At 67.4% G+C, this 25,808-nt stretch carries 23 protein-coding genes and 1 tRNA gene; 16 read left to right on the forward strand and 8 right to left on the reverse strand.

Translation table 11 applies throughout. The annotated features are described in order from the left end of the window. Positions 1-185: 185 nt before the first annotated feature. Positions 186-716 (reverse strand): CarD family transcriptional regulator, encoded by a 531-nt coding sequence (locus JL11_RS05370; RefSeq protein WP_054764749.1) that lies wholly within the window; start codon positions 714-716, stop codon positions 186-188. A 309-nt stretch (positions 717-1,025) separates the two neighbouring features. After that, a complete protein-coding gene (gene fdxA / locus JL11_RS05375) occupies positions 1,026-1,367 on the reverse strand; it encodes a ferredoxin FdxA (protein WP_054764750.1) in 342 nt (113 codons plus the stop codon). A gap of 180 nt (positions 1,368-1,547) precedes the next feature. On the opposite strand from fdxA, the gene JL11_RS05380 reads away from it, so the two are divergent. Next, a complete protein-coding gene (locus JL11_RS05380) occupies positions 1,548-2,189 on the forward strand; it encodes a YceI family protein (RefSeq protein ID WP_224764380.1) in 642 nt (213 codons plus the stop codon). Here the strand turns inward: JL11_RS05380 and JL11_RS05385 are convergent. The 4 genes from JL11_RS05385 to JL11_RS05400 form a co-directional block, all read right to left on the reverse strand. Continuing rightward, positions 2,179-2,457 (reverse strand): RNA-binding S4 domain-containing protein, encoded by a 279-nt coding sequence (locus JL11_RS05385; RefSeq protein ID WP_054764751.1) that lies wholly within the window; start codon positions 2,455-2,457, stop codon positions 2,179-2,181. The two genes, JL11_RS05380 and JL11_RS05385, sit on opposite strands and share 11 nt — an antisense overlap. Beyond that, positions 2,454-4,943, reverse strand: a complete 2,490-nt coding sequence (locus tag JL11_RS05390) for a helicase-related protein (RefSeq protein ID WP_054764752.1) — start codon at positions 4,941-4,943, stop codon at positions 2,454-2,456. Before JL11_RS05390 ends, JL11_RS05385 begins: the two co-directional genes overlap by 4 nt. Before the next feature lie 68 nt (positions 4,944-5,011). After that, the gene (fixJ, locus tag JL11_RS05395; protein ID WP_054764753.1) at positions 5,012-5,623 is read right to left on the reverse strand and encodes a response regulator FixJ; all 612 of its coding nucleotides are present in this window, start codon (positions 5,621-5,623) and stop codon (positions 5,012-5,014) included. Further along, positions 5,620-6,933, reverse strand: coding sequence for a sensor histidine kinase (locus tag JL11_RS05400; protein ID WP_224761249.1), 1,314 nt, complete (start codon positions 6,931-6,933; stop codon positions 5,620-5,622). Before JL11_RS05400 ends, fixJ begins: the two co-directional genes overlap by 4 nt. 523 nt (positions 6,934-7,456) lie before the next feature. Here JL11_RS05400 and JL11_RS05405 point away from each other — a divergent pair. The 13 genes from JL11_RS05405 to JL11_RS05465 all read left to right on the forward strand — a co-directional run bounded on the left by JL11_RS05405 (position 7,457) and on the right by JL11_RS05465 (position 17,435). Next, the gene (locus JL11_RS05405; protein WP_054764754.1) at positions 7,457-9,391 is read left to right on the forward strand and encodes a methyl-accepting chemotaxis protein; all 1,935 of its coding nucleotides are present in this window, start codon (positions 7,457-7,459) and stop codon (positions 9,389-9,391) included. A gap of 74 nt (positions 9,392-9,465) precedes the next feature. Then, entirely contained in the window at positions 9,466-9,753 is a 288-nt protein-coding gene (locus JL11_RS05410; protein ID WP_054764755.1) for an STAS domain-containing protein, read from the forward strand. Further along, complete coding sequence (locus tag JL11_RS05415; RefSeq protein WP_054764756.1) at positions 9,750-10,115, forward strand: response regulator; 366 nt, start codon at positions 9,750-9,752, stop codon at positions 10,113-10,115. The genes JL11_RS05410 and JL11_RS05415 overlap by 4 nt, the downstream gene beginning before the upstream one ends. Before the next feature lie 30 nt (positions 10,116-10,145). Further along, the gene (locus tag JL11_RS05420) at positions 10,146-12,410 is read left to right on the forward strand and encodes a chemotaxis protein CheA (protein WP_054764757.1); all 2,265 of its coding nucleotides are present in this window, start codon (positions 10,146-10,148) and stop codon (positions 12,408-12,410) included. A gap of 3 nt (positions 12,411-12,413) precedes the next feature. Then, positions 12,414-12,869: a chemotaxis protein CheW gene (locus tag JL11_RS05425; RefSeq protein WP_054764758.1), complete on the forward strand. Its 456-nt coding sequence runs from the start codon at positions 12,414-12,416 to the stop codon at positions 12,867-12,869. Then, positions 12,866-13,726, forward strand: a complete 861-nt coding sequence (locus tag JL11_RS05430) for a CheR family methyltransferase (RefSeq protein ID WP_054764759.1) — start codon at positions 12,866-12,868, stop codon at positions 13,724-13,726. The genes JL11_RS05425 and JL11_RS05430 overlap by 4 nt, the downstream gene beginning before the upstream one ends. Further along, positions 13,726-14,766: a protein-glutamate methylesterase/protein-glutamine glutaminase gene (locus JL11_RS05435; protein ID WP_054764760.1), complete on the forward strand. Its 1,041-nt coding sequence runs from the start codon at positions 13,726-13,728 to the stop codon at positions 14,764-14,766. The genes JL11_RS05430 and JL11_RS05435 overlap by 1 nt, the downstream gene beginning before the upstream one ends. A gap of 17 nt (positions 14,767-14,783) precedes the next feature. Next, positions 14,784-15,173 carry a response regulator gene (locus JL11_RS05440; RefSeq protein WP_054764761.1) on the forward strand — a complete coding sequence of 130 codons (390 nt, stop codon included), beginning with the start codon at positions 14,784-14,786 and terminating at the stop codon, positions 15,171-15,173. Next, the gene (locus tag JL11_RS05445; protein WP_054764762.1) at positions 15,170-15,715 is read left to right on the forward strand and encodes a chemotaxis protein CheD; all 546 of its coding nucleotides are present in this window, start codon (positions 15,170-15,172) and stop codon (positions 15,713-15,715) included. Before JL11_RS05440 ends, JL11_RS05445 begins: the two co-directional genes overlap by 4 nt. Further along, the gene (locus JL11_RS05450) at positions 15,715-16,056 is read left to right on the forward strand and encodes a hypothetical protein (protein WP_054764763.1); all 342 of its coding nucleotides are present in this window, start codon (positions 15,715-15,717) and stop codon (positions 16,054-16,056) included. The genes JL11_RS05445 and JL11_RS05450 overlap by 1 nt, the downstream gene beginning before the upstream one ends. A 4-nt stretch (positions 16,057-16,060) precedes the next feature. After that, positions 16,061-16,654, forward strand: coding sequence for a response regulator (locus JL11_RS05455; RefSeq protein WP_054764764.1), 594 nt, complete (start codon positions 16,061-16,063; stop codon positions 16,652-16,654). Next, complete coding sequence (locus JL11_RS05460) at positions 16,651-17,142, forward strand: hypothetical protein (protein ID WP_054764765.1); 492 nt, start codon at positions 16,651-16,653, stop codon at positions 17,140-17,142. The genes JL11_RS05455 and JL11_RS05460 overlap by 4 nt, the downstream gene beginning before the upstream one ends. Positions 17,143-17,358: 216 nt before the next feature. Continuing rightward, a tRNA-Arg gene (locus JL11_RS05465) sits at positions 17,359-17,435 on the forward strand. A gap of 350 nt (positions 17,436-17,785) precedes the next feature. On the opposite strand, the gene JL11_RS05470 is transcribed toward JL11_RS05465, so the two are convergent. Next, positions 17,786-18,493: a hypothetical protein gene (locus JL11_RS05470; RefSeq protein WP_054764766.1), complete on the reverse strand. Its 708-nt coding sequence runs from the start codon at positions 18,491-18,493 to the stop codon at positions 17,786-17,788. 170 nt (positions 18,494-18,663) lie between these two features. Continuing rightward, complete coding sequence (locus JL11_RS05475) at positions 18,664-19,770, reverse strand: helix-turn-helix transcriptional regulator (protein WP_054764767.1); 1,107 nt, start codon at positions 19,768-19,770, stop codon at positions 18,664-18,666. A gap of 220 nt (positions 19,771-19,990) precedes the next feature. Here JL11_RS05475 and JL11_RS05480 point away from each other — a divergent pair, with 220 nt between their 5' ends. Beyond that, positions 19,991-21,691, forward strand: coding sequence for a ShlB/FhaC/HecB family hemolysin secretion/activation protein (locus JL11_RS05480; RefSeq protein ID WP_054764768.1), 1,701 nt, complete (start codon positions 19,991-19,993; stop codon positions 21,689-21,691). An 8-nt stretch (positions 21,692-21,699) separates the two neighbouring features. Beyond that, a complete protein-coding gene (locus tag JL11_RS05485; protein ID WP_054764769.1) occupies positions 21,700-25,647 on the forward strand; it encodes a beta strand repeat-containing protein in 3,948 nt (1,315 codons plus the stop codon). Positions 25,648-25,808 lie beyond the last annotated feature (161 nt).

The following is a 25,808-nucleotide window of genomic DNA, read 5'->3' on the forward strand; positions in this document are numbered from 1 at the left end:
AAAAGGCCCCGGATCGCTCCGGGGCCTTTTCATTGTTCCGATGCGGACGCTTAGAGCATGATCGTTTCGGACGGAACCGCTTCGCGGTTCCGACAGAAGCGTGAATCATGCTCTCGCTTTAATCTGGAGCCTGATTCACGGCTTCAGCGGAATCGCGAAGCGATTCCACTTCAACCGATCAGGCTCTAGGCGGCTTCGGCGGTCGGGACCGGCTTTTTGGCGCTGAGCGACTTGGCCAGCAGCTCGACGGCGGCGTCCTTGTCAATCTTGTTGGCGGCGGCGACTTCGCGCGCCATCCGGTCCAGAGCCGATTCATAGAGCTGGCGCTCGGAATAGGACTGTTCCGGCTGGGTGTCGGCGCGGTGCAGGTCGCGGACCACCTCGGCGATGGAGATCAGGTCGCCCGAGTTGATCTTGGCCTCATACTCCTGGGCGCGGCGCGACCACATGGTGCGCTTGATGCGGGCGCGGCCCTTCAGGGTGGTCAGGGCCTTGGTCACGACGTCGTCGGCGGCCAGCGAACGCAGACCGGCGGTGGCCGCCTTCTTGGTCGGGACGCGCAGGGTCATCTTCTCGTGGTCGAAGGTCACGACATAGACTTCCAGCGACATGCCCGCGACTTCCTGCGTCTCGATGGCCGCCACCTTGCCGACGCCGTGCGCCGGATAGACGACCGCGTCGCCAACCTTGAACTCCAGACCAGTCTTGCTCGTCATATTCGTCCTTTCCCGGTCAGGGCCGGGCGAAGCGAAGGCGCATCAAACGCAATGCAGTCTCGCCGCCGGAAGCTTCCGTCGGTCGATGAAATGCGGACGTCAGATGCGGAAACGGATCACCAAACCTCTGGCCGATCCCGTCTATGGGCGGGATTCTGTCGCAAACACGGGCGGCGCGAAGGTTTCGCGGACCGCCCGATCCAATGAAACAGAACCTATCACAAATTTGCGGAATTTCAAAACGTCCACACAGCCGACGCGGAATGTCGCGAAGGTTTGAACGCGCGGCCCTGCGTCGGCCGCCCCGGCTCAGGAGCCCTTGCCCGGCTTGGGGCTGAAGTATTTCTCGAACTTGCCGGTCTCGCGCTCATACTGTTCGCGGTCGGCGGGGGGCGTGCCCTTGACGGTGATGTTGGGCCAGACCTTGGCGTATTCGGCGTTGACCTGAAGCCATTTGCCGTCCGGCTCGTCCTCGGTGTCCGGCACGATGGCGTCGACGGGGCATTCCGGCTCGCAGACGCCGCAGTCGATGCATTCGTCCGGGGCGATGACCAGGAAGTTCTCGCCCTCATAGAAGCAGTCCACGGGACAGACCTCGACGCAGTCCATGAACTTACATTTCACACAGGCGTCGGTGACGATGTAGGTCATTGGGCGGCGAAGAGATCACGATTGCGAGCGGGAGGTCTGCGACATGGCGACCGCGCAACCAACTGTCAACAGCAGGGCTTAATCTGAGAGGCGTTCGCGGCCCTAGCCCGACCGCTTGACAAAGGTCGGGCTTAACCGCAACTGTGTAGATTACATATCAACCCCTACCGGAACATGACCATGCGCGCTCCCCTGATGAAATACGCCTTCGCCAAATACGCCGTGGCCGGCGCCCTGGCCCTCAGCCTCGCCGCCGGTGGCGCCGTCGTGGCCCAGGCCGCCCTGACCCAGAACCCGGCCGAGGTCCGCGCCGGCGACTATGCGCTGGAGTCGAGCCACGGCAAGATCACCTGGTCGGTCAGCCACTTCGGCCTGTCGACCTATACGGGTCAGTTCGTGAACGTGAAGGCCGAGTTGAAGCTGGACCCGGCCAACCCCTCCGCCTCGACCCTGACCGCCACCGTCCCGCTGACCGACGTGGCGCCCAATGACGACCGGCTGAAGGCCCATCTTCAGACGGCCGACTTCTTCGACACCGCCAACCATCCGACGGCGACCTTCGTCTCGCGCTCGGTGACGGTCGATCCGTCCGATCCGAATGAGGCGACGGTGGTCGGCGACCTGACCCTGCGCGGCGTGACCAAGCCGGTGACGATCGAGGTTGAGTTCAATGCGGCCGGATCCGTCATGGGCGCCTATAAGGCCGGCTTCGACGGCGAGGCCACCATCAAACGCTCGGACTTCGGCATCAACTACGCCCTGCCGGCCGTCTCCGACGAGGTGAAGCTGCACATCGAAGGCGAGTTCGTGATCAAGTCGTAAGGCGGCTATAGAGGGCGCGGGCCTCTTCGGCGGGCCCGCGCCTTTCGCCCAGGGCCTCCACCCGCAGGGTCGTGACCTCGCCGTTCTGGACGAAGGTCAGTAGGTCGCCGGGGTGGACGCAGCGGCTGGGCTTGTCCAGCCGGGTCTCGCGCCCCTGATGGGTCAGCCGCACCGCGCCCCGCTCCACGAGGGCGGCGGCCAAGCCCCGCGTCTTCACGAAGCGCGCCCGCCACAGCCAGACGTCGATACGACAGGCGGTTTCGCTCAAGAGGCGGCCTTTCGGCGCGGACGCCGCCGCTTGGGTCTGGCGGTCGGCGCCTCGGTCAGGGCGGCCAGGGCGGCGAAGGGCGAATCCTTGACGATCTTAGGCGCGGCGCCCGGCTTGTCGGGCCGGCGCGCGCGTTCGGTTTTCAGGGCGGCGATGAGCTGTTTCGCCTGATCGGCGCTCCACCCCAGATCGGTCAGCGCCTCGTCCGACAGCCGGCCGTGATTGGCGGCCCGCAACTCCGCCATCTTCTCCAGGGCCTCCACCGGCGCCAGCCACCGACCGGCGTGGCGCAGACCCGAGGCCGACAACAGGCGCGGGGAGGGGGGCTCGACCGGGGCGGGGATCAGGTCGGGGCTGGCGGGGATCAGCGGGGCCGTGACGAAGGCCTGGGCGAAATGGCGGGCGCGGGGTTTTTGCAGGCCCGGCAGCCAGACCGAATGGACGCCGACGCGGATGGCGAAGCTTTTCAGGGTGCGGCGCTCCACCTGGCTCAGCGCCGCCAGATCCCGATCCACGTCGCGCCGGTCGATCAGCCCGCCGGCCTCGATCAGGCGGAAGGCGAGGCCGCGCGGCAGGCCCTTCAGCGCGCCGGATTCGACCGCCTGTTTCAGCCGCCGCAGATCGCGCAGCGCCCGACCCGCCTCGGACGCCAGCCAGGCCTCGATCCGTCGACGGGCGCGTTCGCGGGCCGGCGTCGCCCCCAGGTCGCCCAACAGGCGCACCGACGGCGAAAAGGGATCGGCCCCGGTCGGCGTCGCCTGAATCTGGGCGGTCAACACCCCGCGCCACAGCACCGCCCCGTCCGGCGTGACGGCGAAACCCTCGTCGGTCTCGGACGCCAACTGCCCCAGACGGCGATTGATCTCGGGCGTCACGGCCCGCACCGCCGCCTGGCGCAGGGTGCGGTCCTCCAGGGCCGAGGCGCCCTTTTCCATCTGGAAGCGGACGCCCTCGAGCTGACCCACCACCTGGCCCTCCACCGTGACCTCGCCGTCCTCGGCGACGCCCGCAAACGCATCCTCCCGGACGTTCAGCGCCCGCATCAGGGCCGTGGTGCGTCGATCGACGAAGCGGGCCGTCAGCCGTTCGTGCAGCACGTCCGACAAACGGTCCTCCAGGGCGCGGGTCCTGTCGCGCCAGCCCTGGGCGTCATGGACCCAGTCGGGGCGGTTGGCGATATAGGACAGGGTCCGCACCGCCGAGAGCCGGGCCGACAGCTGGTCGATCTGGCCGTCGTCGCGGTCCACGAAGGCGAAGCGCGGCGCCATCCAGTCGTCGGTCAACCGCCCCCGCTTGCCGGTCAGGGCCTGGAAGACGTCCTTGGCCAGGCGGGCGTGCTCGTCCAGGGTCGTCTTCTGGAAGTCGGGCAGCTGGCAGGCTTCCCACAGCCGCATCACCGCCCCGCGCGAGCGGCCGATCCGGGCGACCTCCTCATCCTTGATCAGGCGGCGCAGCAAGGTCTCGTCCAGGGCCTCGGCCGTCAGGCTGAGCCCCGCGCGGCCCGGCGTCACCGTCAGGGACCGCAGAAGGTCGGGCAGGGTGTCGAAGTCCAGTCGGGCGTTTCGCCATTCGGCCGCCTCGATCGGATCGAACCGATGCTCGACCACCTGTTCGACCAGATCCACGTCCAGATCCTCGGCCTCGGCCGTGACGCCGAAGGTTCCGTCGCGCAGATGGCGGCCGGCCCGCCCGGCGATCTGGCCGATCTCATGGGCGTGCAGCCAGCGGGTGCGGCGACCGTCGAACTTTCTCAGCCCCGCAAAGGCGACATGGTCCACGTCCATGTTCAGCCCCATGCCGATGGCGTCGGTGGCGACCAGGAAGTCGACCTCGCCCGACTGGTACAGGGCCACCTGGGCGTTGCGGGTGCGCGGGCTGAGCGAGCCCATGACCACGGCCGCCCCGCCCCTCTGACGCCGGATCAGTTCGGCGATGGCGTAGACCCGCTCGGTGGAGAAGGCGACGATGGCGCTGCGGCGGGGCAGGCGGGTCAGCTTCTTGGAGCCGGCGTAGGACAGGGTGGACAGCCGATCCCGGGTCACGATCTCCACATCCGGGATCAGGCGACGGATCAGGGGCTCCATGGTCCCGGCGCCCAGGAACATGGTCTCGAACCGGCCGCGGGCGTGCAGCAGCCGCTGGGTGAAGACGTGGCCGCGTTCAGGGTCCGCAACCAGCTGGATTTCGTCGATGGCCAGAAACTCGACCGACCGCTCCAACGGCATGGCTTCGACCGTGCAGACGAAATAGAGGGGGCGGGCCGGGACGATCTTCTCCTCGCCCGTGATCAGGGCGACGGCGGCGGCCCCGCGCTGTTTGACGATCCGCTCATAGATTTCGCGCGCCAGGAGCCGCAGGGGCAGGCCGATCATGCCTGAGGCGTGACCCAGCATCCGCTCGACCGCCAGATGGGTCTTGCCGGTGTTGGTGGGCCCCAGGACCGCAGTGACGCGCGATGGGGGCAGGCCTGCGGACCGGTCACTCATGACAGGACAAGGTGGCGACGATCGCGCCCGGGCTCAAGTGAGTCTTTTGAGCCCAGAGGCGGCGGGCGTCAGGCGTCGGCCACGCTGAGCCCCAGCCGCACCAGCATGGACAGGCTCTGGGCCTGCATCTTCTGCATCACCTTGGCGCGGAAGATCTCGACCGTGCGGGGGCTGATGTCCAGGGCCAGGGCGATCTCCTTGTTCGACTTGCCGTCGATCAGGGCGTCGAACACCTGGCGCTCGCGCGGCGTCAGGCTGGCCAGCCGGGCGGCGGTCTGTTCGCGCGCCTCGCTCTCGACGCCCTGGCGCGCCAAGGCCGACAGACAGCCGCGCACCGCCTCCAGGATGCGGTTGGGATCGAAGGGTTTTTCGATGAAGTCCACGACCCCGGCCTTCATCAGCTGGACGGCCAGGGGCACGTCGGCGTGGCCGGTGATGACGATCACAGGCCAGGCCTCGCCCTTCAGCGCCTTGAGCCGCTGGATCAGTTCGGAGCCTTCAATCTGGGGCATCCGCAGGTCGGTGATGACGCAGGCGGACTTGTCGTCCGGCAGCTGTTCCAGAAACTGCATCGCGCTGGCGAAACCCCGCGCGCGGATGCCCTCGCCCCGCAAGAGCATGAGCAAGGAATCGCGCATGGCTTGATCGTCGTCGATGACGAAGACGGAATGGTCGGTCATGCGGCTTCGAGCTCCGTGACAGGCGTGAGGCGAAAGGAGAAGGCGGCGCCGCCCAGGGCGCTGCGGCCTACGGCCAGGGCGGCGTCGTGGCTCTCTATGATGGAGCGGGTGACGGACAGGCCCAGGCCCATGCCGCCGGCCTTGGTGGTCATCATCGGTTGGAAGATCCGGTCCATCTGATCCTCGGCGATGCCGGGGCCGTTGTCCTCGATCCGGATCTCATAGCCCTCATCGGCTAGGCTGCGGCCCGTGAGCGATACGACCGCACCGGGATGGTCGCCGACGGCGTCGACGGCGTTGCGCACCAGATTGGTGATGGCCTGCTGGAACTGGATTCGGTCGGCCAAGACCCGATCCCCGGCCGTATCGACGTCGATGCGGACGGCGATACCGGTTTCCTGCCGGATCAAATCGAAGAGGGGGCGCAGGTCGTCCACCATGGAGGAGACCCGCTCTTCCGTCAGCTGGGACGCCCCGGTCGCGATCAGTTCGCGCATGCGCCGGATGATGTCCCCCGCGCGCAGAAGCTGGGTCTTGGCCAGGTCGAGGGCGCGGCCCGCGCTGTCGCCGATCGGTCCAGCGCGCGCGATGTCGGTTTGGCACGCATGGAGATAGACGGTGGCGGCCGTCAGGGGCTGGTTCAGCTCATGCGCCAGGATAGCCGCCATCTCACCCATGGAATTGAGCCGCCAACTCTTGCTGAGCTGGTCCATCAGGTCGCGCATGCGATCGTTGACGGCCAGGCTCGGACGCTGGTCCGCCAGGGACAGGACCACCCGCTCGGAGGCCATGCTGTGCGCCAGCAGCCCGCCGTGGATGATCACCGGCACGATCTCGCCGTTGGGACGTCTCACCAGCCAATAGCCGGAGGGCGGGGCGGCCAGGGGGGCGTCCTTGACGAAACTCGCCAGGATGTCCTCGCCGAAGTCCGGCGCGAACAGGCTGAAAGGGCGTTCGTGAGCATCCTCGGGCGCCACGCCCAGCAGATCGGCCGCCGGGCCGGTGATGCGGCGAATACGCCCCTCGTCGTCCAGCGTCACCACGGGCACCGAGGTCAGTATGCTGTGCAACAGGGCGGTCCGGCTGGTCAGCCGATGACCGACTTCGGCCAACAGCAGGGATACGGCGATGAAGAGGCCGGCGCCGACCGCCGCATCGAAGAGGTCGCTTCGCCCCTTCATCGCCAGATCGGCGGCGATGGAGACGCCGATGACGAAGAGGGTCGCGGTGCGGCTGCCGACCAGGGCGGTCGCCATGACGGCTCCGAACAGCGGCAGGTAGTGCACGTGATCGACGTCGCGAAGAGCCACGCTCGTCGTAACCGCCAGCGGGACGCAGACGCATGCGAGCAGAACGGCGTTCTTCGGAGATGCGTTCGCGGATTTTCCGATGACCCGCTTCAACAACTCAGTAAAGGCGTCCGCCCGCGCCCCTGTCATGTTGGATCTCGCCGTTGCGAAATCATCTGGACTTCACCGTCGCCGCTTTTCTGACGAATTTACTACAACGACAATGGCGTGGCTGGGAAGCGATATCGTCGTCTTTTCACACGCCTCGCGACTATCGAGCGCACTTCGTCCGATGCGATTCAGGAGATCCGCCGCGTTCGCTGCGCCGGATGGCGCCGCCCCTCAGCCCGCGCCAACCTTCGCTACGCATTCCTACCTAAGCCGCAGTTCAGAAATCGTATTAATCATCCTTCCATCCTTGGTCGGACAGATGCGGGTTCATCGCAGAGGGGCGGCTGGCGCGCCGCAAAGGGCCGTTTCGGCCGTGGCGGCGCGCTCAGATCGACGAAGACCGTAGGAGTTTGGGTTGCGTTTTATTGAGAACATGTCCGTCGGACGGAAGCTCGCCGTGGCTTTCGGCGTGGTCCTGGCCGCCATCGCCGTCATGGGCGTGGTGGTGGTGACGAACCTTCTGGCCTTGCAGCGCGCCGACCACGCTCGCAACCTAGAAGGTGAGATCAATCAAGTGCTCGCCGTCGCCGAGTTCCGCCTGTCAAAGCAGGAAAACTCCTATCGCGGCTATCTGCTGTCGCAGGACCCCTATTACGCCGAACGGCTGGATCTGCACCGCGCCAAGTTCAAGGAAGCGCTGGAGGAGGTGCGGGCAAAACTGCCCGCCGATCGCGCCGCGCCCGTCGACGAGGCCATCAAGGCCGCTGACGGCTGGTACGCCAACATCGTCCAGGTCGGTAAGGCGATGGTCGCCGAGGGGCGGATCGCCGAGGCCAGCCGGATGGTCGGTCAAACCGGCGTCGCCGACCAGTTCATCGCTCCAGTTGAAGAAGCGATCGACGTCCTGAGGGCTGAGAACGAGGCCGCCCGCGAGGCGACCCGCAAGGCTCAGGCCGAGGCGGCCCAGGCCGCCCTCATGGCCGTGATCGTGGGCATGGTCTGCGCCCTGCTGATGGCCCTGGCTGCAGGTCTGGTCGCCACCCGTTCGATCGTGCGGCCGACCTTCACCATGATCGGCTATATGCAGAAGCTGATGGCGGGCGACACCGCCATCCAGGTCCAGGGCGCCGACCGCAAGGATGAGTTCGGCAAGATGGCTCAGGCCATCGTCGCCTTCCGCGACGCGGCCATTGAGAAGGCGCGTCTGGCGGCGGAGGCGCTTTCGCAGCGCTCGATGAGCGAGCAGGAGCGGGCCGCCCGCGAGGCCGAGAAGGCGGCGGAGGCCGAGGCCGACCGGGTGACGATCGAGGCCTTGGGCCGGGGTCTGGCGGCCATGGCGGACGGCGACCTGACCTATCGGATCGAGACCGAATTCGCGCCCAAGGCGGCGCAGCTGAAGACGGACTTCAACGCCGCCATCGCTCAGCTCCAGCAGGCCCTGTCGGTGGTGGTGGGCAATATCGCCGGCATCCGCTCCGGCGCCGGCGAGATCAGCCAGGCCGCCGACGACCTGTCGCGTCGTACCGAACAACAGGCTGCGGGGCTGGAGGAGACGGCGGCGGCTCTGGACGAGATCACCGCCACGGTGAACAAGACGGCGTCGGGCGCGCGCCAGGCCTCGGACGTGGTCCAGGCCGCCAAGGGCGACGCCGAGACCTCGGGCGTCATCGTTCGCGACGCCGTCCAGGCCATGCAGGCCATAGAGGGCTCGTCGGACCAGATCAGCCAGATCATCGGCGTCATCGACGAAATCGCCTTCCAGACCAACCTCCTGGCCCTGAACGCCGGGGTCGAGGCGGCCCGTGCGGGCGAGGCCGGTCGCGGCTTTGCGGTGGTGGCCTCCGAGGTCCGCGCCCTGGCCCAGCGGTCGGCGGAGGCCGCCAAGGAGATCAAGACCCTGATCTCGACCTCCAGCACCCAGGTCGGTTCGGGGGTGAAACTGGTCGGCCAGACCGGCGAGGCCCTGCAGCGGATCGTCGATCGGGTGGCCGAGATCGACGGACTGGTGTCGGAAATCGCGGCCTCGGCCCAGGAACAGGCGATCGGCCTGGCCGAGGTCAATACGGCCGTCAACCAGATGGACCAGGTCACGCAACAGAACGCCGCCATGGTCGAACAGTCGACCGCGGCCAGCCACTCTCTGGCCCAGGAGGCCCAGTCGCTCCAGGCCTCGGTGGCCCGGTTCAAGGTCGGCTCAGCGGCCCAGGTCGCCGCCGCCCCCGCCCCCGCCCCTGCGCCCGCGCCGGCGCCTTCCGCACCGGCCAAGCCGGCCCACCGCATGGTCCAGGCCCTCAAGACCCTGGGCCGCGGCGGCGCCGCGCCCGCCCAACAGGCCGCTCCCGCCGAAGACGGCTGGGAAGAGTTCTAAAATGCTCCGTTCTTCAAGCGATATTTACCAACCGCGTGAGACGAAGCGGACGGGGCTGAAACAAGGAAACACCAATGGCTGAGGTCATAAGTCTCGCATCGGTCCTGGACATGAACGCAGCCGAGCCGCTGAAGGCCGAACTGTTGGCCAAGCGCGGCCAGGCCGTAACGGTGGATGCGAGCGGCGTCGAACGCCTGGGCGGTCTTTGTCTCCAAGTCCTTCTCTCCGCCCGCAAGACCTGGGCGGCCGACGGGGTCGATCTGATGATCACGCCCCAATCGACGTCTTTCGCTGAACAATGGGCCGCCTTCGGCGCGTCCGAAACCAACGCACCAGACCTCACTGAAGGAGCGCTCGCGTGAGCAAGACCGTTCTGACCATCGACGATTCCCGCACCATGCGGGACATGCTGCTGATGGCCCTGGAAGACGCCGGCTATGTCGTCATCCAAGCCGTAGACGGCGTGGACGGCCTGGAGACGCTCGCCGCCCAGGGCGCCGACGTCATCATCACCGACATCAACATGCCCCGCATGGACGGTTTCGGCGTCATCGAAGGCGTGCGCGCCGATCCGAACCACCGCACCACCCCGGTGCTGGTGCTGACGACCGAGAGCGACGCCGAGAAGAAGGCCCGCGCCCGCGCCGCCGGCGCGACCGGCTGGATCGTCAAACCCTTCGACCCGGTGAAACTGGTCGACGCCGTTCGCCGCGTGGCGGCCTAACACTTTTCCAGATCGGTCGGGCCAACAGCCATGGACGCCTTCGAAGCCATCAAAGCCACCTTCTTCCAGGAGTGCGACGAACTGCTCGCCGAACTGGAATCGAAGCTGATGCTGTTGGAGCAGGGTCAGACCGACCTGGAGACGATCAACGCCGTCTTCCGCGCCGTTCACTCGGTCAAGGGCGGGGCGGGGGCGTTCGGCCTGGAGGCTCTGGTCCGGTTCGCCCACGTCTTCGAGACCTTGATGGACGAGCTGCGGGGCGGCCGCAAACCCTGCGACGCGGTCACGATCAAGACCCTGCTGCGGGCCTCTGACGTGCTGGCCGACCACATCCAGGCCGCCCAGGGCCTGGCTCCTCCGGTGGACGAAGAGCGTTCGGCCGGCCTGGTCCAGGAGCTGGAGCTTCTGACCCACGGCGGCGAGGCGCCGCCCGCCGTCGAAGAGGAGGAGGAAGACGACTTCGGCTTCACCCCCATGGCCTTCGACGCGCCGCTGGACGACCCGGCGCTGGCGGTCGAGGCTCCCGCTGCGGATGCGGCGCCCGCAGGCCAGCCCGGCTGGCGCATCGTCTTCAAGCCGCACGGCCGCATGTACGGCAGCGCCAATGAGGCGGGGCTGCTGCTGCGCGAAGTGGGCCGGCTGGGCCCCATCACCGTCTCTGTGGACGAGGCCGCCCTGCCGACCCTGGACGTGCTGGTCGCCGAAGACGGCTATCTGACCTGGACGATCGACCTGGTCGCCGATGTCGATGAAAAGGCCGTGCGGGAAGTGTTCGACTTCGTCGAGGCCGACTGCGACCTGACCATCACCCCGCTGGGCGGCGCCCCGGCCCTGGTCTTCGAGGAAGAGCCGCCGGCCGTCCTGCCCGCCAGCGACGAACTGGACATCGCCGCCCTGCTGGCCAAGGCCGCTGCAGGCGCCGCGCCCGAAACGCCCGCCGCCGCTCCGGCGCCGGCCCCCGCGCCCCAGTCGGTCGCGCCCGAGCCGGCCGCGCCTGCGCCGGTCGCCGCCCAGGTCTCCGCGCCTGAGCCCGCACCGGCCCCGGCCGCCGCCCCCATTCCCCCCGCCCAGGTCGCCACCCCCGTGGCGCCGGCGCCGGTCACCATCCGCGTCGACCTGGATCGGGTCGATCGCCTGATCAACGTCGTCGGCGAATTGGTCATCCAGCAGGCCATGCTGTCCCAGCGCGTGCTGGAAAGCGGCCTGGCCCGCTCTTCGGGCATCGCGCTTGGGATGGAAGATCTGGAGCTTTTGACGCGCGAGATCCAGGACAGCGTCATGGCCATCCGCGCCCAGCCGGTGAAGTCGGTGTTCCAGCGCATGCCGCGCCTGGTCCGCGAAGTCGCCGACATGGTCTCCAAACAGGTCCGTCTGGTCACCTCCGGCGAAGACACCGAGGTCGACAAGACCGTGGTCGAACGCCTGGCCGAGCCGATCACCCATATGCTGCGCAACGCCATCGACCACGGGCTGGAGACGCCGGAGGAGCGGATCGCCGCCGGCAAGCCGGCCGAGGGTACGGTGCGCCTCGCGGCCCTGCACCGCTCGGGCCGGATCGTCATCGAAATCGCCGACGACGGCCGCGGCATCAATCGCGAACGGGTCAAGAAGATTGCGGTGGACAAGGGGCTGATCGCCGCCGACGCCGCCCTGACCGACGAACAGATCGACAATCTGATCTTCCTGCCCGGCTTCTCCACCGCCGCCGTGGTGTCCGACATCTCGGGTCGGGGCGTGGGGATGGACGTGGTCAGGCGGTCGATCCAGGCCCTGGGCGGCCGCATCTCGATCAGTTCGGTCCCCGGCAAGGGCTCGACCTTCACCCTCAGCCTGCCGCTGACCTTGGCGGTTCTGGACGGCATGGTGGTGACGGCCGCCGACCAGACCCTGATCGCCCCTCTGCCGGCCATCGTCGAAAGCCTGACGCCGCAGGAAAGCGACCTGCACTATGTCGGCGGGCTCGATCCGGTGATCCGCTTCCGCGATCGCTTCCTGCCGCTGATCGACGTGGCCCTGACCATGGGCTTCCGCGAGACGCCGATGGTCCCTTCCGAAGGCGTCGCCGTGGTGGTCGAGACCGAAGGCGGCCAGCAGGCGGCCCTGCTGTTCGACGCCATCCAGGGCCAGCGCCAGGTGGTGATCAAGAGCCTGGAGACCAACTACCGCCAGGTCGAGGGCGTCGCCGCCGCCACCATCCTGGGCGACGGCCGTGTGGCCCTGATCCTCGACGTCGACGTCCTTGTCACCGACATGCGCCGCAAATCTCCCCGATCCGACTTCAAGCTCGCGAGCTGACCCATGACAGAAGCCAACGACACCCAGCGCGAACTCATCGCCTTCCGCATCGGCCGGCAGGAATTCTGCGTCGACATCATGTCGGTGCGCGAAATCCGCGGCTGGACGCCCGCAACCCCCCTGCCGCGCTCGCCCGGCTATATGAAGGGGGTGATCAATCTGCGCGGCACCGTCCTGCCGATCATCGACCTGGGCGCCCGGTTCGGGCTTGAGACGTCCGAGCCGACCGCCCGCCACGTCATCATGGTGGCCCATATCGGCGGCCGCATGGTGGGGCTGCTGGTCGACGCCGTGTCCGACATTCTGGAGATGAACGACGCCGCGGTTCAGCCGACGCCCGACGTCGCCAGCGACCAGGTCAAGACCTTCGTCAAAGGCATCTTCTCGATCGACGGGCGGATGATCAGCCTGATCGAACTGGACCACATCCTGCCCCAGGTCGAGGCCGAAGCCGCATGAACCCCGCCCCGGGACGGGGGTCGATCGTCGAAGGCGAGTTCGTCTTCACCGCCGACGACTTCCGTCAAATCGCCCAGATGCTGCATGCCCACGCCGGCATCGCCCTGAACGAGGGCAAGGCCGCGCTGGTCTATTCGCGCCTGGCCAAACGGCTGCGGACCCTGGGCCTGACCAGCTTCCGGGACTATTGCGCCCTGGTCGAGGGCGCCGACGGCGTGGACGAGCGTCAGAAGATGACGGCGGCCCTGACGACCAACGTCACCCGCTTCTATCGCGAGCCGCATCATTTCGACGATCTGCGCGACCGCGTCATGCCCGACCTGGCCGCGCGCGCCCGCGCCGGGGGCCGGGTGCGGCTGTGGTCGGCCGCCTGTTCGAACGGGCAGGAGCCCTATTCGATGGCCCTGACGGTGCTGTCGGTCCTGCCCGAGGCGGCGGACCTGGACGTGCGCATCCTGGCGACGGACATCGACCCCAATATGGTGGCCCAGGGCTATGACGGGGTCTATTCCGAAGAGGCGCTGGAGCCGGCGCCGGCGACCCTGTGGCGCAAATATTTCAACCGCGCGGATCGTGGAAACTGGGTGGCGGGGCCGCAGCTGAAGCGGCTGGTCACCTTCCGCGAACTGAACCTGATCGGCGACTGGCCGATGAAGGGCCGGTTCGACGTGATCTTCTGCCGCAACGTGGTCATCTATTTCGACGATCCGACGCAGGAGCGGATCTGGAGCCGGTTCACCCCGCTGATGAACCCCGGCGCCACCCTCTACATCGGTCATTCCGAGCGCGTGTCCGGCCCGGCGAGCCGCCAGCTGCAGACCGCCGGTCTGACCACCTACCGCCTGGGAGCCGCCTGATGGCCGATCGCGTCAAAGTCCTGATCGTGGACGACAGCCTGACCATGCGCGGCCTGATCTCGGCCGCGCTGAAGTCGGACCCCGAAATCGAAGTCGTCGGCACCGCCGCCGATCCGCTGGAGGCCCGCACGGCCATCAAGGAGCTGAACCCCGACGTCCTGACCCTGGACGTCGAAATGCCCAATATGAACGGGCTGGAGTTCCTGGAGAAGATCATGCGGCTGCGGCCCATGCCGGTCGTCATGGTCTCGACCCTGACCGCAGCGGGCACGGACGTGACCCTGGCGGCGCTGGAGATCGGCGCGGTGGACGCGGTCGCCAAGCCGGCCGTGGCCAGCGCCGAGGCCTTCCACGAACTGATCGGCAAGGTGAAGACGGCGGCCCGGTCGCGGGTCCGCGCCCGCGGCGACGTGCCCGCCGCCGCCGCCGCCCCCAGCGCCTATCGCCCCGCGCCCAATCACGTCCTGGCCATCGGCTCCTCCACCGGCGGTGTCGAGGCCCTGCTGACGGTCTTGAGCGGCTTTCCCGCCAACTGCCCGGCGACGGTCATCACCCAGCATATGCCGGCGACCTTCACCTCCAGCTTCGCGGCGCGCCTGGACCGGGTCTGCGCCCCGGCGGTCAGCGAGGCCGTGGACGGCGCGCCGCTGAAGCCCGGCCACATCTATCTGGCGCCCGGCGGCGCCGCGCACCTGGAGCTGACGCCGGGCCTGTCGCCGCGCTGCCGCCTGGTGAACAGCGAACCCGTCAACGGCCACCGTCCGTCTGTGGACGTGATGTTCGATTCCGTCGTCCGTCTGAAACGGCCCATGACCGGCGTGATCCTGACCGGCATGGGCAAGGACGGCGCCAAGGGGCTGAAGGCCATCCGCGATGCGGGCGGCCGCACCCTGGGTCAGGACGAAGCCACCTCGGTCGTCTATGGCATGCCCAAGGCCGCCTTCGAACTGGGCGCTGTGGAGCGGCAACTGCCGCTGCACCGCCTGGCCCCAGCCATCCTTGACCTGTGCGCCGATCCGGCCGCACGGTCCGTCGCCTGACACCGGGAGCCGTACTCATGCCCGCCGCCGCCTCACTCCACTGCCTGGTCGTCGACGATCAGATGACGATGCGCTCTCTGGTCCGCACCAGCCTGCAACAGCTCGGCGTCCGCGAGATCCGCGAAGCCGCCGACGGCGAGATCGCCCTGCGTGACATCATCGCCAAGCCGGCCCATCTGATCATCTCCGACTACAACATGCCCAATCTGGACGGGCTGGGTCTGTTGCGCGCGGTGCGTGCCCACCCCCCGACCTCCAAGACCGCCTTCATCATGTTGACGGGTCGCGCCGACCGCGAGCTGGTCCAGCGCGCGGTCCAGTTCGGCGTCAACAATTACCTGGTTAAGCCTTTCACCGTCGCCCAGCTGAAGGGCAAGATGGAAGCCGTCTTCGGCGCCCTGACATGACCTTTTCCGCCCTGAAGGACACGCAAGAAAAGCGTCTGCACGTCGGACAGGGCGAACACCATGTCACGCGCGATCCCAATGTGGTGCTCAGCACCATTCTGGGCTCCTGCGTCGCCATGTGTCTGCGCGATCCGGTCGCCGGGGTGGGCGGCATGAACCACTTCCTGCTGCCCGAAGGGTCCGGCGCCGGCACCGACGCGGGCCGCCGCTACGGCGCCTACGCCATGGAACTGCTGATCAACGACGTGCTGAAGGCGGGCGGCCGGCGCGATCGGCTGGAGGCCAAGCTGTTCGGCGGCGGCCGCATGTTCGACTCCCTGCGCGACGTGGGTCGCTCCAACGCCGATTTCGCCGAGAAATTCCTGCGTGACGAAGGCATTCCGGTCGTCGGCGGCAGCCTGCGCGGAGACGGCGGGCGCCGGGTCCACTACTGGCCCGTGACCGGCAAGGCTCTGCAACGCGCCGTGACCGACACTGTGGCGCCGCGGCCCGCGCCCGTCGCCCCGCCTCCGGTCGATACCGGCGCCCTGGAGCTGTTCTGATGCACGCCCCTCCCGAACACGCCGAACTGCTGGTCGCCGTCGCCGACGAGCTGACACGGGTGCGCGAGGGGATCGACCATGTCGAGGCCCTGGTCAGCCGTCTGGTGCGCCGCGCCCCGGCCGAGGATCGGGCCGAGGCCCTGACCGAGGCCCAGGCCCTGGACGCCCTGACCCAGCGGCTGGAGGCCCTGTCCGGCGTCCTGCGTATGCTGGGCGACGGGGCCACCCCGGCCGAGTCCGTCAGCCGCATCTCCCTGGCCGACATGGCGGTGCGGCTGCGGCCCGCCGCCGGCGTCAAGGTCTCGGCTCCGCCCGATTCGGGCGATCTGACCCTATTCTAACGCCGTGACCAAGGCGCCCGATAAGGTCAATCTGGCGCATTCCACCCTGCTGCTGGTCGATGACCAGCCGACGTCGCTGGATCTGCTCAGCTCGATCGTCCAGGGGTTCGGAGTGCGCGAACAGCTGAAATGTCCGTCCGCCAAGGAGGCGGTCGAACTGCTGCGTCGTCGGGCGGTGGACCTGATCCTGGTCGATTGCGCCATGCCGGAGATGGACGGCTACGACTTCGTCACCTGGCTGAGGCGCGAGGCGCCCGAGCCGGCCCGTTTCACACCCGTGATCATGATCCTGGGCCACGCCGCCCAGGCGCGAGTCGCGCGCGGCCGCGACTGCGGCGCCAGCTTCATCGTCGCCAAACCCCTGACGCCGTCGGTCCTCCTGCGCCGCATCGTCTGGCTGGGCGCCCAGAACCGCCAGTTCATCGAGGCCGAAAACTATGTCGGGCCGGATCGGCGCGTCCACAACTACGGCCCGCCGCCCGGCGAGGATGGCCGCCGCAGCACCGACCTGTCGGGCGAGGTCGGCGAGGCGGTCGGCGAAAACATGAACCAGGACGATATCGACATGCTGTTGAAGCCGATGAAGGTGAACCTGTGACCGCCGCCTCCAAAGCCGTTTCTCAGGATGTCTCAAAGCCCGCCGTGCGGATTCGCGACATCACCACCTCGCTTCAGCGGCAGATGGCGCGCCCCGGCGGCATAGATATCGAGGCCGCCGTCGCCGCCGCCGAACAGGGACTGGAGGGGCGCCGGGAGGAAACCCTGCGGGTGATCCAGGACAAGGTCCAGGCCTTGGCGGCCTTCTGCGCCGGTCGGCCCGCCGCCCCGGAGGCCGAGCTCTACGCCATCGCCTCCGTCCTGGTGGATACGGCGGGTTTTCTCGACATGCCGGCCTTCTACGAGGCCGCCTACAGCCTGTGCGAGGTCGTCAGCCGGATGTCGGCGGCCGAGGCCTGGTCCTGGCCCTCGATCGACGTCCATGTCCACGCCCTGTCGCTGATCCTGGGCGAGGGGGGCGTCGCCTCGGACGCGACCCTGCTGGCCGGCCTGCGCGCCGTCGTGGACCGCACGCCCGCGCCCGGTTAAAGCGCGATGCGCAGCCGGCGGAACAGGGGCGAAACGAATCAGGACCGAATCGCGGACTCGCGCCGATTCAGCCTTTGTTCACCCCAAGATATTGTATCTTAAGACAGATTAACCACAATCGAGTTGGGGCGGCTCCGACGACGCGGCCAAGAAAATGCAGTTCGCCGCGCCCACCGTCTTCCCCCCTCCGCCCCGACCCGCTAGTTCACCCCTGCGGGCCCCGTAGCTCAGCTGCATAGAGCAAGGCTTTCCTAAAGCCGAGGTCGCAGGTTGGAGTCCTGCCGGGGTCGCCATGAAGTCGGGCAATGGGAGTTCATCTGGACAGCATCAGCCGCGAGCACCCCGCCTTCCGCCGCGAGCAAGACGGGGAAGGCTTATCCTTGTCCGCAAGGAGGGGCAGGATTCAGCCTTCAACGAGATAGCACGAGACTTGATCAACTCTGCCGGCGAGGAGTTTCTGGTCTTCCCCACCACAGATGGTCAGACAGGATATGAACGGGTTTTCGTCCTTCCTGTTTGAGAAGGTCTCGGGCTCTCGACGCCCAGAGCCCGTCTCGACGCCCTTTGCCGATACTGACCCTGTTACTCTTAGGCATCATGGCGACTTCGCGGATGTGAAGGGCACCGTGATCCGTCAATCTGGCTATTGACGGGCGCTCAAGACCTTGCGGAGCGAAGCCTCGATATTTCCGCCGCTCCAGGTGTCCCCGTAATCTGACCGCGCCTTATTGGCCAAGTCGGCCAAGGGCGAGAGGGCGGCCACCCTGCTGGACAGGGCCGCTGTCATCGGTGCGGCATCCCTGATCAAGTCCTCGAGGGGCTGGAACCGGTCGGCCAGGGTGGCCCAGAGCGTCGCTGTCACAAGATCCGCCATCTGTGGTTTTGCGCTGCCGAGCAAGAAGCCGGAGATCCCCGTTAGGCCGTGACGTCGGCCGGTCTCCTCCCAGAGGGACATCCATTTTCTCAGACGCGGCTCGAAGTCGGCCCATCGCGGGTTTGTCCACATCTCACGGCCGCCGTCGAGAGTGAGTTCGTCGATCAGATCATTGGCGTCATTGATGATCTTGAGCGTCAAAGCCCGAGCCCCGGGCGTTGCCGGCAGCAAATCGAGAGTTTCGCCGAGATAGAGGAGAATGGCCGGCATTTGGGAGAGCGCGACCTTATTCTGTTCGTCGATGAGAACCGGCGGCCCCATGAAGGGCACTGGCATGGCGCGGACCGGCCCCTCCATCAAGCGGGAAATCTCTCTGTCGTCGGGCTCCCGCCAAGTCTTGCCGGAATAGGCCAGAACCGCGCGAACGAACTGCCCCCGAAAGGGCAGGGACCAATAATAGAGGGTGTAGTCCGTCATAGCGAACCTTTGATCCATGAGCTCACTGACGAACGCGGGCGGGCGTCAGGCGTTCACGGCGCCACGCCCTGGGCTTCAGAACAGCCCGTCGCAACGGATCGCCAGCGCGGTCGCGATCCGGCGCTCCGACTTCGCCGGTCGCCAGGATGGGGATGCCGACATAGTCTTCGTCATGAAAGTCGCGCCAGAAGCGCCACGAGTTCCAGTTGGCTCCGCACGCCGCATTTCTCGAATATGCGGCGTACATGTGTGCGTACCGTTCCGACGGCGACGCCGTTGGCTTCGGCAATTGCTTGGGGCCCCATTCCGGCGGCTAGTTTGGCGGCGACTTCCGCCTCTGCTCTGGTCAGGTGAAACAGGCTGCGTGTTGCGGCGACAAGGCGCGCCTCCTCCTGTCGCGGCGGGCGAATGACCACCAGGGCGGCGGCCCCGAACCTCAGGGCATAGTCTCCAGGTGCGGCACAGACTTCGGCAAGGGTCGGCCGGTCTCCTCTGGCGTCGCGCAGCACGACGGGTCGGGGCGGCGGCCGGAGGCCGCCGGTGCTCGCCGCCGCCGCAGCGATCGCGGTGCGAAGGGCGGCGGTGTCCGCATCGCGAGCGCCGGCCGCCATGCCGCGCGTCACGCGCAGGATCTCGCCCGAAGTCGCCATCGCCTCAGCGGCGGGGGAGAGCGCCAGGACTCGACCGTGCCCGTCACAGATGAGGATGGCGTTTGAAAGCGTATCTAGAAGGCCCAGGGCGAGGTTCAATCCTCGCGCGTCCAGGACGATCTGGGTCCGGACGGCGGCGCGGACGTGAGGAACGACGGTTGCGAAGGCCCGACGCTGTTCCACTGTCACATTGCCCTGAGACTCGCTCCGCATCAGCGCCAGACCCACCAGCAGGTCGTCCTGGCGCAGCAGCGGGGACAGGCAGGCGAAGGCCAGATCATGCCGACGCAACCAGGCGCCGTATTCCGGAAAGCGCGCGGCGTCCTGCGCGCTGGTGAAGGCCGTTTCGTCGAGCACCGCCATCTCGGGCGCCGCCATGCCGATTCGAACGCGCGAGTTCACGCGCGGGTCGCCGCCGCCCGCCGTCACGAACTCGGCGGAGGCTTCCGGCGGCAAGCCCGTCATCCAGTTGAACGGCACCGCCGCCTCTCGACCCAGGCCGATCAGTTCGCCGCCCTTTGAACCGGTCAGCCTGGCCAGGCCTTCCAGCGCCTCCACCCAGGTCCGGTCCCCCAAACCCACGCCCTGGAAGGCGGCGGTCGCCGCCGCGACATCCTCTTCGGTCACGCTAGAAGCTCTGAGCCGGCGAGCGAATGCTGATTCATCCGTGCGTCTTCCCTTCTGTCCGAATGTCCTGGACCGACGGAACCTCTACAAGATTGTAGATGCAGACAAGACTGAGGGAGTCTAGTTCAGCGAACAAGGACTGGATCGCCGCCCTACGGCGGTTGGGGAGAGGGCAGGCGTGATGGGTGGTATTGCAAGGCGCGGCGCCTCTTGGCGACTTATGGGAGGCGCATCGACCCTGGCCGTCGCGCTGTTCCTGGCCCCAGGCGTCGCCTCAGCCCAGGTCGTCCCCGGCCAGACCCGCGAAGAGATCGATCCGGCGCGTCAGGCGCGCCCGCTGGCCGCACCGGTCGTTGATCCAACAACCTTGTACCAGCCCGGACAATGCCCCTTCACAGGTCAAGGTCGCACGACCCTGACGCGGATCGAGGCGCAGGGCGCCAGCCTGATCTCCGACGCCGAGATTCAAAACGCGGTGGCGGATCTGATCGGTAAGGACAGCGATCTGTCGGTGCTCTGCGTCGCTCGGGACCGCGTCGCCGCCCTGTACGGTGCTGAGGGCGAAGCCCTGGTGCGGGTGGATCTGCCCCAACAGCGGATGACGGGCGGCGTCCTGGTGATCGCCGTGACCGAAGGTCGAGTGGTCAGCGCCTCCGTGATTGACGCCGACAAACTGGGCCCTGCGGCCGCCCTTGCCGCCGACCATCTGAGCGCTCTGAAAACGGAACGGGCGACGCGCTGGCGCGAAGTCGAACGCGCCTTTCTCTTGGTTCGCGACATTCCCGGCGCCGACCCGTCTTTCAGCATCCGTCGCGCGGAGACGGGCGAAGCCAATGGTCTGGAAGCCGTGGCGGCCTTCGCCCCTCGGCGGAAGCTGGACGTCACCCTGAGCGGCCAGAACTTCGGTTCAGAAGAAGTCGGGCGCGAGGGCGCCTCGATCCGCCTTGACGCCAACAGCTTCACCGCCTTCGCCGAGCGCACCAGCCTGATCCTGTTCTCGGGTTTGGAAGGCGATCAACGAGTGGTCCAACTGCTGGAGGAATTCCGTATTGGAGCCTCCGGCCTGACCGTTCTGGGCGATGTGGCCTACAGCGAATCCGAGCCCGGCGGCGCCCTGGCGCCGCTAGAGTTGGAGGGACGCTCGACCGTCAGCCGACTCGGCGTCCAGTATCCGGTCGTCCTCACTCGGCCCCTGCGCATGGATGTGGGCGCCCGGTTGGAGTGGGTGGATCAGAAGAACGATCTGGGCGCCTTCCGCCAGCCGAACGGCGATGCGACCGCCCTGTTCGAGGAAAGCCTGCGGGTCCTTTCCGCCGAGGTCGTCGCCACCTGGCGGCCGAGGCAGACGCCGGGGCTTCAAGGCGGGTTCCAAGCCGAGTTGCGCAAAGGTCTGGAGGCTTTCGGCGCCAGCGAAGCCGGCGATCCCTTGTTGTCGCGGCCCGAAGGGCGGCCGGACTTCACCTCGGTTCGAGGTCAAGCCTCGATCCGCAAGGACGTCGTCCTGTCGCCGGGACGCGGCCTCTATGCGGCGGCGGCTTTGCTGGGGCAGTGGGCGCCGGATCCGCTGCCGGCCTATGAAGAGTTCCAGGTGGGATCCTACACCGTAGGCCGGGGCTTTGATCCGGGAGCGGCGTCCGGCGATCGGGCCCTGGCGACCCAGATCGAGGCGGGCTGGGAGGCGGCGTCCGCCCAGGCGGTCTGGACCGTCTTCGGCTTCGTCGATGCGGCCAAGCTGTGGAACCAGGACGCCTTCGGCTACGACAGCCGGCCCTGGTCCGTCGGCGCCGGGGTGCGCGCCCGCACACGCAGGGGGCAGGTCAGCCTGGTCTATGCGGCGCCGCAGAACGCGCCGTTCCCCGGCGCGGACCGGCCGAAGGATCGGCTGCTGCTGTCGCTCTCCACCACCTTCTCGTTCCGTTGAGGCTCGCCATGAACAACGCTCACGCCGCTCGTCGTCGCGTCTCGCTTCTTCTGAGCGCCGCGGCCCCCGTCGCACTTTTGCTGGCGTTGGCGGCGCCGGCCTCGGCCCAGATCGCAGCCGGCGGTGGAAGCACGGCCGCCGGAACCGTCTCCAACACCTATAACGGATCGGGATCGGCGACCGTCTTCTCGGGCGCGGCGTCCAACACCGGCGGCGCCGACACCTCGACCATCACTTTGAGCGGCTCGCGGACACTTTTGAACTGGAACGGTTTCAATCTGGCGCCCGGCGACACGCTGAACTTCAACCAGAGCGGCTCGACGAGCATTGCCGTCAATCGGGTTCTGGGCGGAGGCGGCACGATCATCAACGGCGCCGTCAACAGCAACGGCCAGGTCTGGTTTCTCGATTCCTCCGGCGTAGCGGTGGGAGGGACCGCGGTTCTCAACGTCGGCGGACTGTTGTTGTCGTCTCTAGGGCTGACCGACGCCGATATCTTTGACAACGACAGCAGTTTCAACTTCACCGGCGTGGGCGGCTCCGTCGCGGTGAACGGGGGCGCGGCGCTGAACGCCGCCGCCGGCGCGGTGACCGTGGTGGGCCCCGAAATCAACTTCTCAGGCAGCGCGACCGCCAGCGGCAGCATCGCCCTGATCGCCGCGCGTGACGCGACGCTCGTCTTCGACGGTGATCTCGACGCCTATCTTGCGCTCACCGTCGCAACGGGTACCGACAAGAACACCGCAATCAGCGTCGGATCCCAAGCGCGCTTCGACACCGCGTCGGCTGCCGCCGGAGGACGCACCTATCTGATCGCCGCCGGCTACAACGGCGGTCTCGGCTCCATTCTGTTGGGCGGTTCGGCGGCTGACGCAGTGGAGTTCGTCGATGGCGACGTCGTGCTTTACGCAGCGGGAGAGGAGTCCTTCAGTCGCCACTTCATCGCCGGAGGGGCGTTGCAAACACCGACGGGGGCTCCCGCAGGGGATGTGACAATCGGCGCCGCCACGGTTTCCGGGGGCGATCTGAACGTGATTGCGTCCGATGAAGTGATCATCAACGACCTTATCTCAGTCCCCACCGGAAGCGTGCGGCTGGAGTCAGGCAATTTGACCACTGTTTCCGTCTCGGTCGAGGTGGGTCAGAACTATACCCTAAAGGCGCCGGACTGGACCGGAGGCGCCGCTTTTTCGCCGGTCTTCCTCAACGCGGCTTCGGGGATCGGCAAGTTCATCATTCAGGACATGGCCTTCGGCGTAACCCTGGGCGGGCTCAGCGCGCCGGATGAACTTCGCATCACCGCCGAGAACGGCGGCGCCGTCAACGTGGTGGGGACGCTCACCGCGGGCAACGGCCTCTATCTGTCGGGGCAGTCGCTCCAGCTCGGCGGCGATCTGACCGAGACCGGAGCGGACGGGGTTCTCAGCCTGACGTCCAGCGACGGAATTTCTCAGACCGCCGGAGCCTTGACGGCGGGAGTCCTGACGATCTCGGCGATCAACGGCGTGACCTTGAATGGTGCGGCCAATGCGATCGGCGCCCTGGGCGCGTCCAACGCGAACGGTTTGAGCCTGGTCGATACAGGCGGCCTGACGGTCAGCGGCGCGCTCAACGGCGGAGCCACCGGGGTCTCTCTGACCACCACGGGCGACTTGACGGTGCAGGCGCCGATCACCGCCAGCGGAATCACCCTGTCGGCGAGCGGGGCGAGTTCGGACATCGTGCTCAATGCGGCGCTCGATGCGGGAACCTCCACGGTTCTTCTCAACGCGGGCGGCACGATCGGCCAGAGCGCCCTGGGGCGGATCACTTCGGGTTATCTGACGGGTGGATCAGGCGGGGCCACCGATCTGACGGCGGCCGTCAACCGTGTTCGCGATCTCGACGTCTTTACGGCGAACGGCTTTTCGCTCGTTGATGAGGGTGGGCTGACGGTGACGGGCGGCGTCAACGCCGGCGCCGGCGACATCCTGGTCCGCACCACCGGAGGAGCCTTGTCGTTCAGCCCCTCGGGGATCGCAAGCGGTCGCGACATCGTCCTTTCCACCGACGGCGACTTCATCAACCAGTCGGGCTCTTCTGCGCTTGCCGCCTCGGGCAAGTGGACGATTTATGCGGCGTCTCCGAACTCCAGCACCTTCGGCGGTTTGGACAGCGGCTCCACGGCCCTCTGGAACGGAACCTTGGCGACACGAGCGCCGGCGGGTCTGAGCGGCAACCGCTACGTCTTCGCCGCCCAACCCACTTTGACGGTCACTACCCTTTCCACGAGCAAGGTTTATGGGACCGATCTGACGGGTTCGGTGGGCGCCCTTTACACCGTCAGCGGCTATCATCCGGGCGTGGCGGGGGCCTTCCTGGCCGATACGGCGGCGACGGCCTTCAGCGGGGCAGCTGCGATCAGCTCTACCGGATCAGCGGAGCGCGCCTCCGTCGCCGGCGGCCCCTATGCCGTCACCGCCGCGCAGGGCACGCTCACCAGCAACAGCGGCTACGCCTTCGCCTTCAGCAACACCGGCCAGATCACCGTCACGCCCAAGGCCCTGACGAGCGCCCTGACCGCCTCGAACAAGACCTATGACGGCACGACCGCCGGTTCCGGCTCGGTCGCCCTGTCGGGCGTCGTCAGCGGCGATACGGTCGGCGCGACGGCGGGAACCTGGACCTTCGCCGACCGCAACGCCGGAACCGGCAAGACGGTGACGGTCAGCGGCGTCGGTCTGACGGGGGCGGATGCGGGCAACTACACGGTGACCATTCCCGCCACGGCCCTGGCCGACATTCTTCAGCGCAGTCTGACCGCCACCCTGACGGCCTCGAACAAGACCTATGACGGCACGACGGCGGGCTCCGGCTCGGTCGCCCTGTCGGGGGTCGTCAGCGGCGATACGGTCGGCGCGACGGGGGGAACCTGGACCTTCGCCGACCGCAACGCCGGAACCGGCAAGACGGTGACGGTGAGCGGCGTCGGTCTGACGGGGGCGGATGCGGGCAACTACACCGTAACCATTCCCGCCACGGCCCTGGCCGACATTCTTCAGCGCAGTCTGACCGTCACCCTGACCGCCTCGAACAAGACCTATGACGGCACGACCGCCGGTTCCGGCTCGGTCGCCCTGTCGGGCGTCGTCAGCGGCGATACGGTCGGCACGACGGCGGGAACCTGGACCTTCGCCGACCGCAACGCCGCAACCGGCAAGACGGTGACGGTCAGCGGCGTCGGTCTGACGGGGGCGGATGCGGGCAACTACACCGTGACCATCCCCGCTACGGCCCTGGCCGACATCCTTCAGCGTGCGATCACCGCCAATGTGTCTGCGTCTAACAAGACCTATGACGGCACGACGGCGGCCGCGGGAACGGTGACATTGAACGGCGTGCTCGGCGGTGACAGCGTCGGCGCCACCGCCGGATCCTTCGCCTTCACCGACGCCAACGCCGGAACCGGAAAGACCGTGACGGTCAGCGGCGTCGGCCTGACCGGCGCCGATGCTGGCAACTATACTCTCACCGTGCCCGCATCGACTCTTGCGACCATCCTTCGACGGTCGATCACCGTGTCCGCCGACGCGGTTTCCAAAACCCAGGGCGCGCCGGATCCCGCGCTAACCTACGCCGTCACTACCGGCAGTCTTGTAACCGGCGATGCGCTGACCGGCGCGCTTACACGGTCCCCAGGCGAGGCGCCAGGCGCCTACGCCATCACCCAGGGAAGCCTTGCGGCCTCGGCGAACTACCAACTCACATTCATCGGCAACAGCTTGACGATCACGGCGGTCCCGGTCGCTCCGACCACGCAAACAGCGACCGTTCAGGAAATCCAGGGTCTCGTCGCCTATCTCGCCTCGTATGAGACGCCAGGCAGCCGCGAGGGTGCATTGAGTGTCGTAGACGAGCGCGGCGACTGCAATGGCGACCGGGGGACAAGCGACTGCGCGATTGACCCAACACGCTGACCCTGACCGCTGAAGGGTATCCAGGTTCTGCGGGATGCCTAGTCTGTTATTTTTATAGCGTCTCATGAGCGGCGCCTGTGGTGACACCGTCATGTTGCGCGGCCTTGCGGTGGCGGCTTTAACCTGGGACAGGGTCTTGCCGATCGCCCATCATTCAGGCG

It is taken from the genome of Brevundimonas sp. DS20, from assembly GCF_001310255.1.
Lineage (GTDB): Bacteria > Pseudomonadota > Alphaproteobacteria > Caulobacterales > Caulobacteraceae > Brevundimonas > Brevundimonas aurantiaca.

Bases quoted from the DNA above. Each gene is read 5' to 3' on its own strand.
- JL11_RS05380 (WP_224764380.1), top strand. From the start codon at position 1,548: ATGCGCGCTCCCCTGATGAAATACGCCTTCGCCAAATACGCCGTGGCC.
- JL11_RS05480 (WP_054764768.1), top strand. From the start codon at position 19,991: ATGGGAGGCGCATCGACCCTGGCCGTCGCGCTGTTCCTGGCCCCAGGC.
- JL11_RS05425 (WP_054764758.1), top strand. From the start codon at position 12,414: ATGACAGAAGCCAACGACACCCAGCGCGAACTCATCGCCTTCCGCATC.
- JL11_RS05370 (WP_054764749.1), bottom strand. From the start codon at position 716: ATGACGAGCAAGACTGGTCTGGAGTTCAAGGTTGGCGACGCGGTCGTC.
- JL11_RS05410 (WP_054764755.1), top strand. From the start codon at position 9,466: ATGGCTGAGGTCATAAGTCTCGCATCGGTCCTGGACATGAACGCAGCC.
- JL11_RS05445 (WP_054764762.1), top strand. From the start codon at position 15,170: ATGACCTTTTCCGCCCTGAAGGACACGCAAGAAAAGCGTCTGCACGTC.
- fixJ (WP_054764753.1), bottom strand. From the start codon at position 5,623: ATGACCGACCATTCCGTCTTCGTCATCGACGACGATCAAGCCATGCGC.
- JL11_RS05390 (WP_054764752.1), bottom strand. From the start codon at position 4,943: ATGAGTGACCGGTCCGCAGGCCTGCCCCCATCGCGCGTCACTGCGGTC.
- JL11_RS05420 (WP_054764757.1), top strand. From the start codon at position 10,146: ATGGACGCCTTCGAAGCCATCAAAGCCACCTTCTTCCAGGAGTGCGAC.
- fdxA (WP_054764750.1), bottom strand. From the start codon at position 1,367: ATGACCTACATCGTCACCGACGCCTGTGTGAAATGTAAGTTCATGGAC.
- JL11_RS05435 (WP_054764760.1), top strand. From the start codon at position 13,726: ATGGCCGATCGCGTCAAAGTCCTGATCGTGGACGACAGCCTGACCATG.
- JL11_RS05470 (WP_054764766.1), bottom strand. From the start codon at position 18,493: ATGACGGACTACACCCTCTATTATTGGTCCCTGCCCTTTCGGGGGCAG.
- JL11_RS05485 (WP_054764769.1), top strand. From the start codon at position 21,700: ATGAACAACGCTCACGCCGCTCGTCGTCGCGTCTCGCTTCTTCTGAGC.
- JL11_RS05450 (WP_054764763.1), top strand. From the start codon at position 15,715: ATGCACGCCCCTCCCGAACACGCCGAACTGCTGGTCGCCGTCGCCGAC.
- JL11_RS05440 (WP_054764761.1), top strand. From the start codon at position 14,784: ATGCCCGCCGCCGCCTCACTCCACTGCCTGGTCGTCGACGATCAGATG.
- JL11_RS05430 (WP_054764759.1), top strand. From the start codon at position 12,866: ATGAACCCCGCCCCGGGACGGGGGTCGATCGTCGAAGGCGAGTTCGTC.
- JL11_RS05405 (WP_054764754.1), top strand. From the start codon at position 7,457: ATGTCCGTCGGACGGAAGCTCGCCGTGGCTTTCGGCGTGGTCCTGGCC.